The following is a 14638-nucleotide window of genomic DNA, read 5'->3' as shown; positions in this document are numbered from 1 at the left end:
AATGTTAAACAAAATATTATCAATTTCACTTCAAAATAGATTGCTCATTCTATTAGGAGCGGTTGCTTTGAGTGTGCTGGGAGCGTATTATGCGCGTACAATGAACGTGGATGTTTTCCCGGACCTAACGGCACCAACGGTAACCATTCTTACCGAAGCGCACGGAATGGAATCTGAAGAAGTAGAAAAATTAGTAACCTATCAACTGGAAACGGCCTTAAACGGTTCGCCCAATGTGAGACGGATCCGTTCGTCATCGGCAGCTGGAGTTTCCATTGTGTGGGTAGAATTTGATTGGGGAACCGATATTTATAAGGCCCGCCAAATTGTAAGTGAACGTATCCCTATGGTGAGGGAAAATTTACCTGAAGGCATTGGAGCACCAACAATGGCACCTATTTCATCCATTATGGGCGAAATAATGCTATTGGGTGTAACATCTGATAGTTTATCGCCGATGGAACTGCGAACCTTGTCCGATTGGACAATCAGGCCTCGCTTAAAAGCAATTGGCGGTATTGCAAATGTGGTGGTCATTGGTGGTGATTATAAGCAATACCAAGTATTTGCCAATCCCGAAAAGATGAAGTATTATGATGTGAGCCTTTCCGAATTGGTAGAATACGTTGAGGAGGCAAATACAAATGCACCTGGTGGCGTGATAAACCAATATGGGAATAAGTATATTATAAAGGGAAGCGGTAGAGCCTATGCGCTGGAAGATTTGCAAGAAGCCGTCCTAAAAGAAGTGAACGGGCAAACCATCAAAATAAAAGATGTGGCAACAGTTCAAATTGGAGCTGCGGATAAAATAGGTGATGGTTCCTTAAATGGAAAACCAGCAGTTATTTTAACCATTTCGAAACAGCCTGATGTCAATACATTGGAATTGACAGAAAGTTTGGATGAAGCCATTGCCGATTTGGAAAAAACCTTGCCGAAAAGCGTAGAAATAAAAAGTCAAATTTTTAGGTCTTCAGATTTTATAAATGCTTCCATCAGCAATTTGAACCAAACCTTACTCGAAGGTGCATTTTTCGTGGTTATTATACTTTTTATTTTCCTGATGAATTGGCGTACCACTTTCATTTCCCTTTTAGCAATTCCGGTTTCCCTTTTGGTTTCCATCATTGTACTCAAGTTATTAGGCTATACCATCAATACGATGAGTTTGGGCGGTATGGCAATTGCTGTCGGCGCTTTGGTTGACGATGCGATTATAGATGTGGAGAACGTCTATAAACGCTTGCGCGAAAATATCAAAAAGCCGAAAGATGCACGTCAACCAACCATTAAGGTTGTGCGTGAGGCTTCTGTAGAAATACGAAGTTCTATTATTATTGCAACGCTGATTATTATTGTCTCATTTGTTCCCCTATTCTTTTTAAGTGGAATGGAAGGACGTTTGTTGCAACCGCTGGGAATAGCATTTGTAACATCTGTTTTAACATCTTTAATTGTTGCAGTAACGGTAACACCAATTTTATGTTCTTATTTATTAACGAATGAAAAATTACTCCATAAACAAGCAGAAGGCACACGCGTGGAGCGTTGGTTACAGAAACAATATGGTAACCTATTGGAACGTGTTACAAAAATTCCAAAAACAATAATAGGTGTCACGGTAATTGCATTTGTATTAAGTCTTTTGGTGGTAACCCAATTAGGAAGAAGTTTCCTGCCAGAATTTAACGAAGGTTCATTGGTAATAAGTGTGGTGGGTCCGCCAGGAATGTCTTTACAGGAAAGCAACAAATCAGGAAAATTAGTGGAACAAATCCTATTGGATTTACCCGAAGTGGACGTTGTTACCCGAAGACAAGGTCGAGCCGAATTGGATGAACACGCACAAGGCGTCAATGCTTCGGAAATAGATGTGCCTTTCTCCCTTAAAGATAAGACCAAAGAAGAATTCTTTGAAGAAGTCCGTAATAAATTGAGCGTTGTACCAGGAGTCAACATTACTTTGGGACAGCCCATTGCACACCGTATTGACCATATGCTTTCAGGTACTCGCGCCAATATTGCCATCAAGATTTTTGGTTCAGATTTACAACGTTTGTTTGAAGTTGGTAAAAGTGTAGAGCAAAACATCCAGGATATTGAAGGTTTGGCAGATGTTGCGGTAGACCAGCAAATAGAAGTGCCACAAATGCGCATCAAACCCAAACGCCAAATATTATCGGCTTATGGAATGACCGTTGGCGACTTGATGCAACAAGTGGATATTGCATTTGCAGGAGAAGAAGCAGGTGAGGTTTATGAAGGGCAAAAATATTTCGATTTGGTGGTCCGCTATCAAAAACGTTTTCGGGACAATATTGAAACCATCGGAAATGCTTTAATCAGTTTGCCAAATGGTGGCCAGACCACTTTGGGCGAATTGGCAACTGTTCAATCTGTGAGCAGTCCGAGTAAAATTAGCCGGGAGGACGTACAACGTAAAATTGTAGTCGCCGCCAATGTTCAAGGCAGGGATTTGCGTGGTGCCGTAGAAGAAATCAAAGAAACCGTAAATCAAAACATTGCGATGCCGGAAGGGTATCGAATTGAATATGGCGGACAGTTTGAAAGTGAATCCAAGGCCTCACGCTTACTTTTAATAACGGCAATTGCTGCCATTGCCATCATCTTCCTGTTGCTCTATTATGAGTTTAAAGATGTCAAGTTGGCTTTTGTTGTCTTGATAAACCTGCCTTTGGCATTGATTGGGGGAATTTTGATTGTGTATTTCACATCGGGAATCATCAGTATTGCAGCAACAATTGGTTTTATCAGTCTATTCGGGATTGCTACTCGTAATGGTATTCTATTAGTCTCACGTTATGAAGATTTGAGAAAAGAAGGAATACAAGGCTTTCAATTGATAAAAACAGGAGCTCTGGATCGTTTGAACCCAATCTTGATGACAGCTTTTACAACAGGTTTAGCGCTAATTCCTTTAGCTTTAAAAGATGGAGAACCGGGTAGTGAAATACAAAGCCCTATGGCAGTTGTTATTTTGGGCGGATTGTTATCAGCCACTATTTTGAATTTGGTTGTGATTCCTTGTGTGTATCAGATGGTTCTGAAAAAAGAAGAATAGCAAATGAGGTATAGTTAAAAGCCTTCTTACTACGGTAGGAAGGTTTTTTATATTATGAAATTTCCAATTTCACTCAGCCCATTCCCCTGCATTTTGCAGAAAAAGCTACATTCCGGGAAAAGCGCTTCATTACTACTATCTTCGACACAACTCCAAAACTTCCGATTCCGATTATGCTACTCCCGCTGAAATACGCAGGAACGCTCCATTCCTATCTACAGCTTTGAAGTCAAGTCCGCTTTAAATCCTACTTCAGGAGATAATATAGACAGCAAATAAGTGATTAGCGAAAAGTAAAAGTATTATCCTTATATTCCCCAACTCACAAATTTGGTTTTCTTATGAAAACATTGAAATAGAATGGCGGACGGTTATGGAAAGAGAAAAGAATTCGTGCATTTCGTAGGGTGCGTTATTGTAAACCTTCCATTTGATAAAATCTGGTGTAATGGCATAGCTTCTTTGAGATCATTTTTAAAATTTATTTAATTGCTTTTATCTTCCCTTCTGAGGTTTTAAATTGTTTTCCTTGCTTTCCATTCAAAATTTTTTTCCATTTTTTAAGTATAGGTTGTTCCAATTTAAAATCTCTATATTCATCTGGACTCATTATGGGAATTCCGGAAACAATGGGATAAACACGGTTGCAAGCAGCACAGGATAGAATCCCTGCCAAAACCTTATCTTCATCGTCTTCTGTAATAGTCCATAAAGTCAAATCTGACTTATCAAAAGGACAGCAAAGTTTTTTTATGATTTCCTTTCTCATTTTGTTGATTTTAAATTTTGATGGTATTCATCTATTGCTTGATCGGGATGTTGAGAATTCATAATCCCCGAAATAACGGCGATGCCGTTATATTCTAAGTCATCTAATTGTTTAATGTTTTTTGGGTAAATTCCTCCCGCTAAAAACAGCGGTTTGTCATAAATTAATGAGGCTTTTTTTACTGTTTCATAGGATATGATTTCACAATTGCTAATACTTGCAGATGGAAACATTGAACAAAAGGAAATATAATCAATATTGTGTTTTGCAGCCCATCTGGTGGCGGTCAAATCATTTCCACAGGTAAGACCGAAAATGATATCCTTGTTTATTTCCTTTCTAATCTCTTCAAGGTTGGTGGGTATTGTATTAAAATGAACTCCGTCCAATTCAGTTTCTTTTAAGTATTCCCAGTGGTTATTAATGAGTATAGGTATTTGATGTTGGGCACATAGGGAATGAATTTTCTGAATGAGTTCTATAATATTTTGTCCGTTTTTAAAATTGTCCCAAATCTGAACGGCAGCAATTTCTTTTGTGAGGACGATTTGCAATTTATTCAATAAATCCTTCTCTTCCATAGAAGGGTCGATTACTAAGTAAATACCCGATTTGATTGATTTTTTATTCGCTTTCACTTCCATCCCAATTTTAATGCTTTAAAGAAAGCCTCCCAATAAGGGTCTTTTTCGTAATAAATTAAATCTGATTCCCTGTCTTTTTCAATTAGCTTTATCCCATTACTTTTTTCCGTAATTTCCCCAACTTCAGTACAAGAAATATTATTCCCTTCCAAATTGGTTATAATTTTGGATGCCACATTTTTTTTACAAGTTATTATCATAGAACCCGCACCGATGCAATAAGAGGGCAATAAGGAAAAGACTTCACAAACACGAAATTGCGTTTCGTTTATAGGAAGTTTGTCGTTATAAATTATTGCACCATTGTCCGAAGCGATGGCCATTTCATAAATAGCCCCCAAAACCCCACCTTCGGTAACATCGTGCATAGCGGTAACTTCCTTTTGTTTTTCTCCGCCCGTAGCTGTCAATGCGTCCTTTAAAACGGAAATATCGTAAAACGATTCACAGGCATTATGATAATGCTCTGTTCCTGTTTTATTTTTCACTGTTTGGGGAAAGCTCTTTGCCAAAATGGCCACGGAAGAAATAGCACAGCCCTTGGTTACTAAAATAGCATTACCGGGCTCAGCCAATTTTGAGGTAAGCAGTTGATTTTGTTCTGTAAGGGTAATCAAAGTACCACCCCCTGCAATTGTTGAATTTTGGCCTTCAATAAATCCAGTGTGCCCACCCGTAATGGCTATTCCAATTTCCGAACAAAATTGATGAATATAATCCCAATATTTTTGAAAGTCTTTTTGCGAGAATTGAGAAGGAAGGTTCAGTACGAACTGTCCGTACATAGGTGGGAATCCTGTTGTAGCGATGTCATTGGCCACAAGGTGGACAGAAAGATAGGCAGACTCTCTCAATCCGAGTGTAGGAATAAGCGATAACGGATCACTTGCCATAGCCATAGCTTGACCATTTGGCAAGTCAATAACAGATACGTCTACGCCAAATTGAGGACCAATTCTAATTTCCTGTCTTTTCTTTCCACATTTGTGCTGAACGAATTGTTTGAAGAATGGATGTGCTATTTTTCCCGGTTGTTCTTCCATTATATGTCCTTAAATTTAACGTATAGACCAAAGAAATCTCCAATTGGTAAATTCCATTTTTGAACCGGAAACCATTTAGGAAGTCCGGTAGCTTTCCACTCAATAGAGTAATCCCTACCTTTTAGGGCTTCGTCAATCGTTTTTATTAATTTTTTAGGAGTATAAAATTTTGCTGTTACATAAAATTCATTTTTACCAAAGAGCTGCTGCGTTCTTCGTCTTATTAATTTAGGAGTATTACGATTCATCATTCCCATAATAATACCGTGCCGGCCCACTCTGGAAGCTTCACGTATAACTTTTACTGGGTCTTTATAATATTCAAATGTGGCGATAAATGCCAAAGCATCAAAAGTGTTATCTTTGAATGGCAAATAATGAGAATCAGCCATAACCAGGTCTCCGTCAAAACGATGTAAAGCCTGGGATAACATAAAGGGTGAGATATCGCCACCCGTAGCTTCAATTCCAATGTCTTTCCACCATCTGGTAAACCGCGTTGTGCCGCAGCCGAATTCAAGTAACGTGGATACCCGTTTGTCCTTGGAAATAAGTTGTTCCAAAATTTTTTTCTGCCAGACTTCGGCACGCTTATACGGTCCTTCGTAATATTCTTCGTAAGTATCGGTGTATTTCCTATTAAAAAACCATTCTGATCTTCCTTGCCAGGTCTGTGTTTTCTCAGGTACGAGCTGCTGATTGACTTTTTCTATTTCCATTGCTCAAATTGCTTTAAAAATTAAAAAACCATCCTTTTGGAAAGCCAAAAGAATGGTGCAATGGAATAGAAATATCCTAAGTCTGCATCCCTACGTTGGCATTATCCAAATCAGGTTTCGGGTATTTTCTCAGTTCTGAATACTCAGAACACCCCGTGCTTTTTTTCAAAGTTACACAAATATTAGGAGATACTAATTTATCCCAGTAAATGTTTTTTGAAATGGTTTTTTAATGGGTAGCTGTCAACCTATTTTTGGAAGTACTACCATTTTTCTCCACGTAGGAATCTATCCAAAACAAGAGGAAGTTATGAGTAGAAGTATAGTTTATATTTAAACCATAATTTTTTTGAATCCCTATTTTGTGTGGTTGAGGCGTCTTTTAAAACAATCATAGAGAATATCTATTGAATGTTAAACACACTCAGCACATTCCCCTGCATTCTGCAAAAAAAACTCCATTCCGGGAAAAGCGCTTCATTACGAAGGTCTTGGACACAACTCCAAAGCTTCCGATTTCCATTACGTTAACCCTGCCTGAAAAACGGCAGGAACACTTCATTCCCAATCTACATCTTTGAAGTTAAGTCCGCCTGATAGGAATTCCATTTATCATTTAGTCCCGCTTCCTAAGTTTTTGTACTTCACAAAAGACATTTAGACCTACTCCCGAGCCACCGCTGTCCCAACCATTTTTTTGTAAGCAAAATACCAATAGTTGGAAGTTAAACGGAGTGCATAACCGGTCGTACCTCCCTTTTATAACTCCTTATTAATTCCAACTCTTGAAAATGTATCAGCAACAAAAAAAGGTAACAGCGGACGGCTCTATGGGAAGTAAATCTAAATCGAATATTATGAAATCTTACAAAAACATCAAAAAGGAAGCGGGACTAAAGAAACAAAAAAAGGAAAACGCTCTGGATATAATAAGTAAATCAATTCAAAAAAATATAAACGTAAACTATCTGAATGGTTCAGATGGCATTTTAATTAATCTTTAAATATTTTATTATGAGCACTTTAAAAAATCACGTACAGTTAATCGGAAACGTTGGTCAAGAACCAACCATTACGAACCTTGAAAGCGGTAAAAAGGTAGCCCGTCTTTCACTCGACACAAACGAGTATTACAAAAACAGCGAGGGCGAAAAAGTCCAAAGTACGGAATGGCACACGATTGTAGCCTGGGGCAAAACTGCCGAAATCATCGAAAAATATGCTGGAAGGGGCAAGGAAATCGGGGTAACGGGAAAACTTAAATCCCGAAGCTACGAGGACAAGGACGGTATCAAACGATATGTTACCGAAGTGGAAGCCAATGAAATCCTTTTGTTGGGAACTAAGAACGGTAATAATTCAGCCGGGTAATCTAAAATTAAAGAGGGCGTTTCGTCTAAAGTTGCGCCCTCTTTTTTCATTATTAACCCCTTAAATAGAAATCACAATGAAAGCACAAGTTAACGAAATCAAAGAGGGATTGCAACATTTTCACGGTTCGGAAACCATATTTCAAATCCCATTATTAAGAACCCGATACACCAACGGACTGAAATATTTAGCGGAAGCTGCGGAATGTTTTTGGCTGATTACCGATACCTCTGCATTTGCCAAAACCTTGATGGATAAAACCTATTTTGTAACCATCGACTTTAAAAGGCTGTCCAAGGAAAAACAGGATTATTCTGGGTACGAAGCCGAAATTACGTACAGCGATGGAAACGGAAATATTCTTGGAAAACACGGCTATCGGATAACGGATTTTCCATTGGATGAACTGCGGTTATTTTTTGTGGATAATACGCTGATGTTACCAAGCGAATACTAAAATTTAGAAGCTATGATTTATCTAAATTTTACCGATTTGAACGAGGAAACACAAGAGCGATTAATTGCCAATTCCAAGGAAGATATAAAGGAGAAATATGGCAAGGCTATGATGGATTATGCAACAAAGCATAACACTAATTTGGACAAGATGCTCGACGAAGAAGCGTTGCGGAATTTATATTCTTATACCTATGTGTTTAACATATAAATTTCAGAACCAAAATGAAAAGACACCTCTAAATTTTAGGGGTGTTTTTTATATGCAATTAATCTTATATCAAGAAAAAGATGTATCTTTATTTCGCTGAAATTCAGTAATCAATTTTAAGTATAGGTTATCCATTTTTCGACTTTCGCCGATAACCGTACACATCTAAAAATAACATATCGGAAAATTATTTTCCTAAAATGGCAATCGGTTTTTTCAACCGGATTGTATGGATTTTTGTCACGCTTGCGCGTGACGAAAAGGAATAGCAAGAGGGTAACACGCTGCGCGATGTTTCGGATTCCTTTTCGTTTTCAAATAGCTGATTACCAGCAATTTGTATATATTTTAAAATCCTGACAATCAACGATTTGCGACAAACGGGCTGGAAACGCCCATTTTTAGGGAAGATTTTGCGACAAATCGGCGAAATATGGACTCATTTATTGGAATTAGATTTAAAAAGGAAACTGCAAAGCGTTTCCAGACTTTCTCACGCACTTACTTCAAATCGCACACCGAGGCAATGGCAGCAATGCTCGATTTTTTCTTCTATAACGAAATTTCGCCAAAGGAAAAATTAGGACCGACAGGGCGAACCATTGAAGCGAAACTGCTCAAGAGAATCAATGCGGTCATTGCCATAATGCGAGATGTGGAAAAGACGCAAACCAAACCTACGGTGACAATGATTCAATCTTTATTTGAAGCAGAAGAACCAGAAAAAAAACCACTCATTTTAGAGAAAAAAGTGTCTGAGAAAAAGAAAAAAGTTCGTTTCCAAGAGAAGCGAAATTTGAAGAACGAACTCTAAAATATTCAGCTATGTACATTACAATCACACCCCAAAAATTGGGAGCAAATTACAGTCAGAGTTCAGCTGATTTTGTAGGTTATTTAGAAAAAGAAAATGAGGGTTTAAAAAAAGCTGATATGGAATATTTTTTTAATCAATATGGCGATGAGATTTCTGCTGAAGAAGTCGTAAAAGAAATTGATGGAAACACCGCAAAATTAAAAAAGAAAGAGCCCAAATTTTACTCAATTACTGTCAGCCCGTCTAAGTATGAATTGAAGAAATTGGAGAACAGCAGTCAAGATTTAAAAACATACACGCGCGAGCTGATGAAAGATTATGTGGCATCGTTCAACCGAGAAATTAAAGGACGACCTGTAAATATTGACGATATAAAATACTATGCGAAAATCGAACACCAGCGAACGTTTAAGGGAACGGACAAACAGATCAGGGAAAACCAACCCTTTGCCACCAAAATACTTCAGCTAAAAAATGAGATTCGAAGTATTAAATACGGCTCGATGGAAGGAAGTGTTAGGAAGCGGGAAAGGGAAATCGTAAAATTAGAAAAGCAAGCCCCACACCAACAGGAAGGAAAAAGAATTGTCCAGGGAATGCCAAAGGCCGGGAGCCAAAGTCATATCCATATCATCTTGAGCCGAAAGGATGCCTCCAATTCGTTCAGCCTTTCGCCCGGGAGCAAATACAAGGCTTCCGATGTCGAGATGAGAGGGAAACAAGTTAAACGAGGTTTTGACCGGGATAAATTTTTTGAACAAGCAGAAAAGACGTTCGACAAGGCTTTTGGGTACAAACGCAACTTTGCCGAGACCTACAAAGCAAGAAAGGATTTTGTGAAAAATCCCAATCTATATTTTGCTGCCTTGATGAAATTACCAGCAAACGAAAAGGCGTTGGCGTTTAAAATAATAACCAAAACAGGATTACCGATAGTTCCAAGTATTCCAGTTAGTCAAGCACAAATTGCACTTCGGGTTTTCAAACGGTTAAGACGTGGTGCTGAAGTCGCCATCAAATCAAGTTCAATAGGAATTTAATTGATATGGAAATAAACAATCCCATAATGATACTTTCAATTATTGGTGTGGCCAGTACCGTGTTTTATGGGATGTTTCTAGTGAGCAAGTATGCGCTTTTCTTGAATTTCATAATGCTTTCGTGCTTGGGTTTCTATTTAACTGAACAGAACGAATTAGTATCAATATTGCTGTATCTGGTGTGTCCTCTAATGCTAATTAATATAGGATTATATGTCTTTCTGCATAAAACTGAAAATGTAAAAAATGGCGATAGAAAATATCAAGTCAATTTTGCTTCGACCAAGGGAAATTTCAAATTGGATAATATCAAAAGGGGCGCATCCATAATAGGTTCTGCCGGAAGTGGAAAAACCGAAAGTGTCGTTTATGGATTTTTGAAACACTTCCAGAAAGAAGGCTTTTGTGGAATCATCCACGACTACAAAGATTTTGAGCTGACGGAAATGGCATATCCGCTTTTCAAGGATAGCGATATTCCGTTTAAGGTCATTTCCTTCGATAATATCATCCACAGGGTCAATCCCATCGCTCCACGTTACTTAGAGAACGAGGAGAGCGTAAACGAGGTTTCCCGGGTGTTGATAGAGAACCTTTTGGAGCAAAGGGAATCCGGCACTTCGGGGACGACCAAATTTTTCAATGATGCCGCGGAGGGATTGATTGGTGGGTTGATTTGGAAACTAAAAACCACCTATCCAAAATACTGTACACTTCCGCATTTAATAGCCGTTTATCAATATCTCGATACGGACAGCCTTATCCAGTTTTTAGAAACCAATACGACATCACGGGCAATGGCAGATGCCTTTATTAGCGGTAAGGACTCCGAGCGACAAACTGCTGGGGTAAAAAGCACTTTGGCCAATGCTTTAAAACGAATTAGTACACAACGCATTTTTATGACATTGTCCGGAGATGAAGTGTCACTCAACATCAATAATGAAGATAATCCCGCAGTTATCTCGATCGTGAACAACCCCAAGTTCGAGACTTCGTATTCGCCAGTTATTGCTACCATTATCCATACGATCACCAAACAAATGAGTGTACGGAATTCCAAACCTTCCTTTCTGTTGATGGAAGAAGCGCCGACCATACGATTATTGAATATGCACCGCATTCCGGCAACGCTGCGGAGTTATGATATTGCAACCATATATGTGATGCAGGACAAAATCCAAAACGATATGATGTACGGCGATAAGGCGAGCAAGGCCATATTGAGCAACCTTTCCTATCAATTTTTCGGCAAGGTAAACGACCCGGACACCGCTAAATATTACGAACGCTTTTTTGAAATAATTAAAGACCCAACTAAGAGCATAAGTCGTGGACACAATCTCGATTTTGATACCCGTATTACAACCGGCGAAAAGGAAATCCCAAAGATTAGGGCAGATGTTTTTTTCAGATTGAAACAAGGCGAGTTCATTACGTATGCGGATGGAAGGGACAAAAAAGTGCAGTTTAAATTACAGAAGATTCAGCGAGAGCTCCTTGAAGAATCAAAACAATTTTCTCAAGCAGATTTAGCGGCTAATTTTGGGGGAATTTATGAGGAGGCGAGGTCGATATTTGAATAAATATTTAAATATCGTAGCATTTATTTTAGTTTTATGTCTAAAATACATATATTGCTCTAATAATTACTAAAGTTATGGTGGCGGAATATATCGACAAATTGCTGTCTGTGGAAGAATATTCTTTTTCCCTAGAAGAATTGATGAGCCGAACCCAGAAGAGCAAAAACGCAATTTGGCAGGAATTGGCTCATCTGATCGAAAAGAACAAAGTCCTCAATCTAAGAAAGGGCTTCTACCTTATACTGACCCCAAGGTATTCCAGTTTTCGAAAACTTCCCATAAATCTCTATATCGACAAACTTTTCGATTATTTAGGCCGTAGTTATTATTTAGGTTTTTACAGTGCAGCAAAAGCCTATGGAGCAAGCCATCAACAATCTCAGCGCGATTATGTAATGACATCCTCCCCGAAACTATTGGATATTCAGAAATCGGCCATTGATATCCGTTTTTTGACCACTTCCGCTTGGCCGGAACAAAATATACTTTCAAAAAAATCAGATGCCGGAATCTACCATATTTCCAGTCCGGCTTTAACCTTGGCCGATCTGGTACATTATCAGAACAAATTAGGCGGGCTGAACCGAATGTTATCCACCATTGAAGAATTATTGGAAGAAGTCAACCAAAAAGACCTAGAAGATTTATTGAGTTGGTATAGCAACAAAGCCACACTTCAACGATTAGGTTTTTTACTGGATCAAATAGATGAAGAGAATAGTTTTTCTGCTTTAATTTTTCAACATTTGGAAAAACAAAAAATACATCCGGTTTTATTAAAGCCAACCAACCAGCAAAGACCCGGTTCGGTGGATAATAAATGGAAGGTAGATACTAACCTACAGTTAGAAAGCGACCTATGATTTCAAAACCTTATATAGCCCAATGGCGGGAATACGCATCTTGGAAAGAATTTGCACAGGTTGAACAGGATTTGATTATTAGTCGGGCGTTGGTAGCAATTTTTGCCGATGATTTTCTAAGGGAAAACCTTGCTTTCCGGGGCGGCACCGCTTTGCATAAACTGTACCTGAACCCTGCACCCAGATATTCCGAGGATATCGATCTTGTTCAGATTGAGGAAGGTCCTATAAAACCTATTATGAAGCGTATAGGTGAAGTGATCACGTTTTTTGAAGAAGATAGGCGCACACAGGTGCGCGGACACGGAGCAAAAGCACTGTACCGTTTTACATCGGAATATGAAAATGAGCGTCGCCGACTAAAATTAGAGATTAATTGTAAAGAACACTTCAACGTACTCGATTGGGTAGATTTCCCTTTTGAAATGGCGAACCCTTGGTTTTCGGGGAGAGCTGATATTAAAACATATAAAATCAATGAACTTTTGGGCACGAAGTTGAGGGCGCTTTATCAACGAAGTAAAGGAAGGGATTTGTTTGATCTGGATTATTCCAGACAAAATATGAAACTCGATATTGATGAGATTATCAAGTGCTTTAAGGTTTATATGGAATTTTCCGTTGGCAAAGTCCCTTCCCAAAAAGAGTTCCTACAAAATATGGAAGCCAAGGAAAACGATGCAGCTTTTGAAGGCGATATGGAAGGTTTGTTACGGCCGGAAATCCTATACGATCAAAAAGCTGCTTTCCATTGGTTGAAAGAAACGGTTATTCCAAGAATGTGATTATTTTAAAAAGGCGATTTATCCTTTGAGCCTCTCGCATCCGCCAGCCACTTGCCATTTTGTTTGACCAGTTTAAAAACACCAGGTGTTTTATCGTAAGCTGTTGTATATTTTACCCAAGCCACGTCACCCATAATCGTATCCTGCAAAACAGTAAAGTTGGAATCATCCTTTACCGTAGCATTAACATATTTATAGTATTCATATAGTTAGAATATGCCTGTGGTGTTGAGTTAGCTTTTAAAGTCTCTTCATCTTTTTCATAAAAGCTTTCAATAACAATTTGGGCTGTGGCACTTGGCCCCGAGATTTTAGTTTCGGAATCAGCACAAGAAAGGAACAGCACTATGAGCGAGAAAACAACAATTTTTTTCATAACAGTATTAATTTGGGTTATTAATATATCTATGTGATAGTTTCATTTCAATGTTTCGTTCGCCATCCTTTTCATTCAATTCCAAAATTGCCCTACGGTCATCGGATAATGAAAACTTGGGCAATACATAAACAAATCGAGCCTTTTCATTTTCCTTAATCTTGGACGGCAGATTATGTTTATATATCGGTTCTTGATACAGTCGTTGTAAAGATTTCCTTTTCCCTTTTTGTCTTGTTTCAATCGACAGGTTCAATAAATTCAAATCGTAATCCAATGATGAATTATTTTCAATCTCAATAACGAAATAGAGTTCATCCTTATCAAAAACAATATTCTCTACGGTCAAGATAATACCTTCGTTTCGTTTCTTGATTCGACCTATGCGCTGTTTTCTATTGAGAAGATACGAGCAGAATTTTTGATAATAATAGGTGCTGATATCTCCAAGTTCTTCAGAAGATTCAGCAAGAACCGAATCCTTTACAATCGGTTTTTCATTACCGATACTACTTGATAGCGGAATGAAATAATTGAGCTTAGAAAGCCGTTTTTTATATCTTACAATATACGAAAAAATTGAACCATTTCTGTTGAGTACCAGTAAATTACTTTCCTTTCCAGGCTTTGCTTGAAGAAGCCCAAAATACTGTTCTTTTTCACGGTTGTAGGTAAATACAAAATTGTCCGAACCCGTTATGCCTTGCCGTATGGGTTCTGGAAAGAATAACGCAACATTTTTGGTATCGTTTGCATAAATGGTGTCGAGTGAATGAGTGGTTTGTGCTTTTACTTTTGCGAAAGCGGAAATAAACACAAGGACTATTATTATAATTGAATTTTTCATAAGAGTGAAATTTTAATTGCCCATTA

General features: G+C 38.3%; 16 protein-coding genes and 1 riboswitch. Of the genes, 10 read left to right on the top strand and 6 right to left on the bottom strand.

Features of this window, described 5'->3' with window-relative positions:
- Position 1 precedes the first annotated feature (1 nt).
- Positions 2-3085: an efflux RND transporter permease subunit gene (locus DDV96_RS11375; RefSeq protein ID WP_116694895.1), complete on the top strand. Its 3084-nt coding sequence runs from the start codon at positions 2-4 to the stop codon at positions 3083-3085.
- Between the two features lie 481 nt (positions 3086-3566).
- On the opposite strand, the gene DDV96_RS11370 is transcribed toward DDV96_RS11375, so the two are convergent.
- The 4 genes from DDV96_RS11370 to DDV96_RS11355 are packed head-to-tail and all read right to left on the bottom strand — an operon-like array spanning position 3567 to position 6260.
- Complete coding sequence (locus DDV96_RS11370; RefSeq protein WP_116694894.1) at positions 3567-3854, bottom strand: Trm112 family protein; 288 nt, start codon at positions 3852-3854, stop codon at positions 3567-3569.
- Entirely contained in the window at positions 3851-4492 is a 642-nt protein-coding gene (locus DDV96_RS11365; RefSeq protein WP_240607712.1) for a thiamine phosphate synthase, read from the bottom strand. Before DDV96_RS11365 ends, DDV96_RS11370 begins: the two co-directional genes overlap by 4 nt.
- Positions 4489-5541, bottom strand: coding sequence for an AIR synthase family protein (locus DDV96_RS11360; protein ID WP_116694892.1), 1053 nt, complete (start codon positions 5539-5541; stop codon positions 4489-4491). The genes DDV96_RS11365 and DDV96_RS11360 overlap by 4 nt, the downstream gene beginning before the upstream one ends.
- A complete protein-coding gene (locus DDV96_RS11355) occupies positions 5541-6260 on the bottom strand; it encodes a class I SAM-dependent methyltransferase (RefSeq protein ID WP_116694891.1) in 720 nt (239 codons plus the stop codon). Before DDV96_RS11355 ends, DDV96_RS11360 begins: the two co-directional genes overlap by 1 nt.
- A 70-nt stretch (positions 6261-6330) precedes the next feature.
- Positions 6331-6426: riboswitch (TPP riboswitch) on the bottom strand.
- 625 nt (positions 6427-7051) lie between these two features.
- Here DDV96_RS11355 and DDV96_RS11350 point away from each other — a divergent pair.
- The 9 genes from DDV96_RS11350 (at position 7052) to DDV96_RS11305 (ending at position 13389) form a co-directional block, all read left to right on the top strand.
- Positions 7052-7264, top strand: coding sequence for a hypothetical protein (locus DDV96_RS11350; protein ID WP_116694890.1), 213 nt, complete (start codon positions 7052-7054; stop codon positions 7262-7264).
- A 10-nt stretch (positions 7265-7274) separates the two neighbouring features.
- On the top strand, positions 7275-7631 hold the full coding sequence (locus DDV96_RS11345; protein ID WP_116694889.1) for a single-stranded DNA-binding protein: 357 nt from the start codon (positions 7275-7277) through the stop codon (positions 7629-7631).
- A gap of 76 nt (positions 7632-7707) precedes the next feature.
- Positions 7708-8088 (top strand): DUF6876 family protein, encoded by a 381-nt coding sequence (locus tag DDV96_RS11340; RefSeq protein ID WP_116694888.1) that lies wholly within the window; start codon positions 7708-7710, stop codon positions 8086-8088.
- Positions 8089-8100: 12 nt separating this feature from the next.
- Positions 8101-8298 carry a hypothetical protein gene (locus DDV96_RS11335; protein WP_116694887.1) on the top strand — a complete coding sequence of 66 codons (198 nt, stop codon included), beginning with the start codon at positions 8101-8103 and terminating at the stop codon, positions 8296-8298.
- A gap of 433 nt (positions 8299-8731) precedes the next feature.
- The gene (locus DDV96_RS11325; protein ID WP_116694885.1) at positions 8732-9112 is read left to right on the top strand and encodes a BfmA/BtgA family mobilization protein; all 381 of its coding nucleotides are present in this window, start codon (positions 8732-8734) and stop codon (positions 9110-9112) included.
- Between the two features lie 11 nt (positions 9113-9123).
- Positions 9124-10155: a MobB family relaxase gene (gene mobB, locus DDV96_RS11320; RefSeq protein ID WP_116694884.1), complete on the top strand. Its 1032-nt coding sequence runs from the start codon at positions 9124-9126 to the stop codon at positions 10153-10155.
- A 26-nt stretch (positions 10156-10181) separates the two neighbouring features.
- Positions 10182-11741 (top strand): type IV secretory system conjugative DNA transfer family protein, encoded by a 1560-nt coding sequence (locus DDV96_RS11315; protein WP_394340130.1) that lies wholly within the window; start codon positions 10182-10184, stop codon positions 11739-11741.
- Positions 11742-11815: 74 nt separating this feature from the next.
- On the top strand, positions 11816-12604 hold the full coding sequence (locus DDV96_RS11310) for a type IV toxin-antitoxin system AbiEi family antitoxin domain-containing protein (protein WP_116694882.1): 789 nt from the start codon (positions 11816-11818) through the stop codon (positions 12602-12604).
- Positions 12601-13389, top strand: a complete 789-nt coding sequence (locus tag DDV96_RS11305; RefSeq protein WP_116694881.1) for a nucleotidyl transferase AbiEii/AbiGii toxin family protein — start codon at positions 12601-12603, stop codon at positions 13387-13389. Before DDV96_RS11310 ends, DDV96_RS11305 begins: the two co-directional genes overlap by 4 nt.
- Before the next feature lie 172 nt (positions 13390-13561).
- Here the strand turns inward: DDV96_RS11305 and DDV96_RS16015 are convergent, their stop codons facing one another.
- Together DDV96_RS16015 and DDV96_RS11295 are read right to left on the bottom strand one after the other, a co-directional pair.
- Positions 13562-13765 (bottom strand): hypothetical protein, encoded by a 204-nt coding sequence (locus DDV96_RS16015; RefSeq protein WP_240607711.1) that lies wholly within the window; start codon positions 13763-13765, stop codon positions 13562-13564.
- 7 nt (positions 13766-13772) lie between these two features.
- Positions 13773-14612: a DUF4138 domain-containing protein gene (locus tag DDV96_RS11295; protein ID WP_116694880.1), complete on the bottom strand. Its 840-nt coding sequence runs from the start codon at positions 14610-14612 to the stop codon at positions 13773-13775.
- Positions 14613-14638: the final 26 nt, after the last annotated feature.

The organism is Marixanthomonas spongiae (assembly GCF_003095375.1).
Lineage (GTDB): Bacteria > Bacteroidota > Bacteroidia > Flavobacteriales > Flavobacteriaceae > Marixanthomonas > Marixanthomonas spongiae.
Note: the sequence above shows the minus strand (reverse complement) of the source record. Positions and strands in the feature narration are given on the sequence as shown.

What these genes read in the sequence shown, in the direction of transcription:
- DDV96_RS11350 (WP_116694890.1), top strand. Translation starts at nt 7,052, where the DNA reads ATGTATCAGCAACAAAAAAAGGTAACAGCGGACGGCTCTATGGGAAGT.
- DDV96_RS11375 (WP_116694895.1), top strand. Translation starts at nt 2, where the DNA reads ATGTTAAACAAAATATTATCAATTTCACTTCAAAATAGATTGCTCATT.
- DDV96_RS16015 (WP_240607711.1), bottom strand. Translation starts at nt 13,765, where the DNA reads ATGAAAAAAATTGTTGTTTTCTCGCTCATAGTGCTGTTCCTTTCTTGT.
- DDV96_RS11360 (WP_116694892.1), bottom strand. Translation starts at nt 5,541, where the DNA reads ATGGAAGAACAACCGGGAAAAATAGCACATCCATTCTTCAAACAATTC.
- DDV96_RS11305 (WP_116694881.1), top strand. Translation starts at nt 12,601, where the DNA reads ATGATTTCAAAACCTTATATAGCCCAATGGCGGGAATACGCATCTTGG.
- DDV96_RS11315 (WP_394340130.1), top strand. Translation starts at nt 10,182, where the DNA reads ATGATACTTTCAATTATTGGTGTGGCCAGTACCGTGTTTTATGGGATG.
- DDV96_RS11370 (WP_116694894.1), bottom strand. Translation starts at nt 3,854, where the DNA reads ATGAGAAAGGAAATCATAAAAAAACTTTGCTGTCCTTTTGATAAGTCA.
- mobB (WP_116694884.1), top strand. Translation starts at nt 9,124, where the DNA reads ATGTACATTACAATCACACCCCAAAAATTGGGAGCAAATTACAGTCAG.
- DDV96_RS11325 (WP_116694885.1), top strand. Translation starts at nt 8,732, where the DNA reads ATGGACTCATTTATTGGAATTAGATTTAAAAAGGAAACTGCAAAGCGT.
- DDV96_RS11335 (WP_116694887.1), top strand. Translation starts at nt 8,101, where the DNA reads ATGATTTATCTAAATTTTACCGATTTGAACGAGGAAACACAAGAGCGA.
- DDV96_RS11355 (WP_116694891.1), bottom strand. Translation starts at nt 6,260, where the DNA reads ATGGAAATAGAAAAAGTCAATCAGCAGCTCGTACCTGAGAAAACACAG.
- DDV96_RS11345 (WP_116694889.1), top strand. Translation starts at nt 7,275, where the DNA reads ATGAGCACTTTAAAAAATCACGTACAGTTAATCGGAAACGTTGGTCAA.
- DDV96_RS11295 (WP_116694880.1), bottom strand. Translation starts at nt 14,612, where the DNA reads ATGAAAAATTCAATTATAATAATAGTCCTTGTGTTTATTTCCGCTTTC.
- DDV96_RS11310 (WP_116694882.1), top strand. Translation starts at nt 11,816, where the DNA reads ATGGTGGCGGAATATATCGACAAATTGCTGTCTGTGGAAGAATATTCT.
- DDV96_RS11340 (WP_116694888.1), top strand. Translation starts at nt 7,708, where the DNA reads ATGAAAGCACAAGTTAACGAAATCAAAGAGGGATTGCAACATTTTCAC.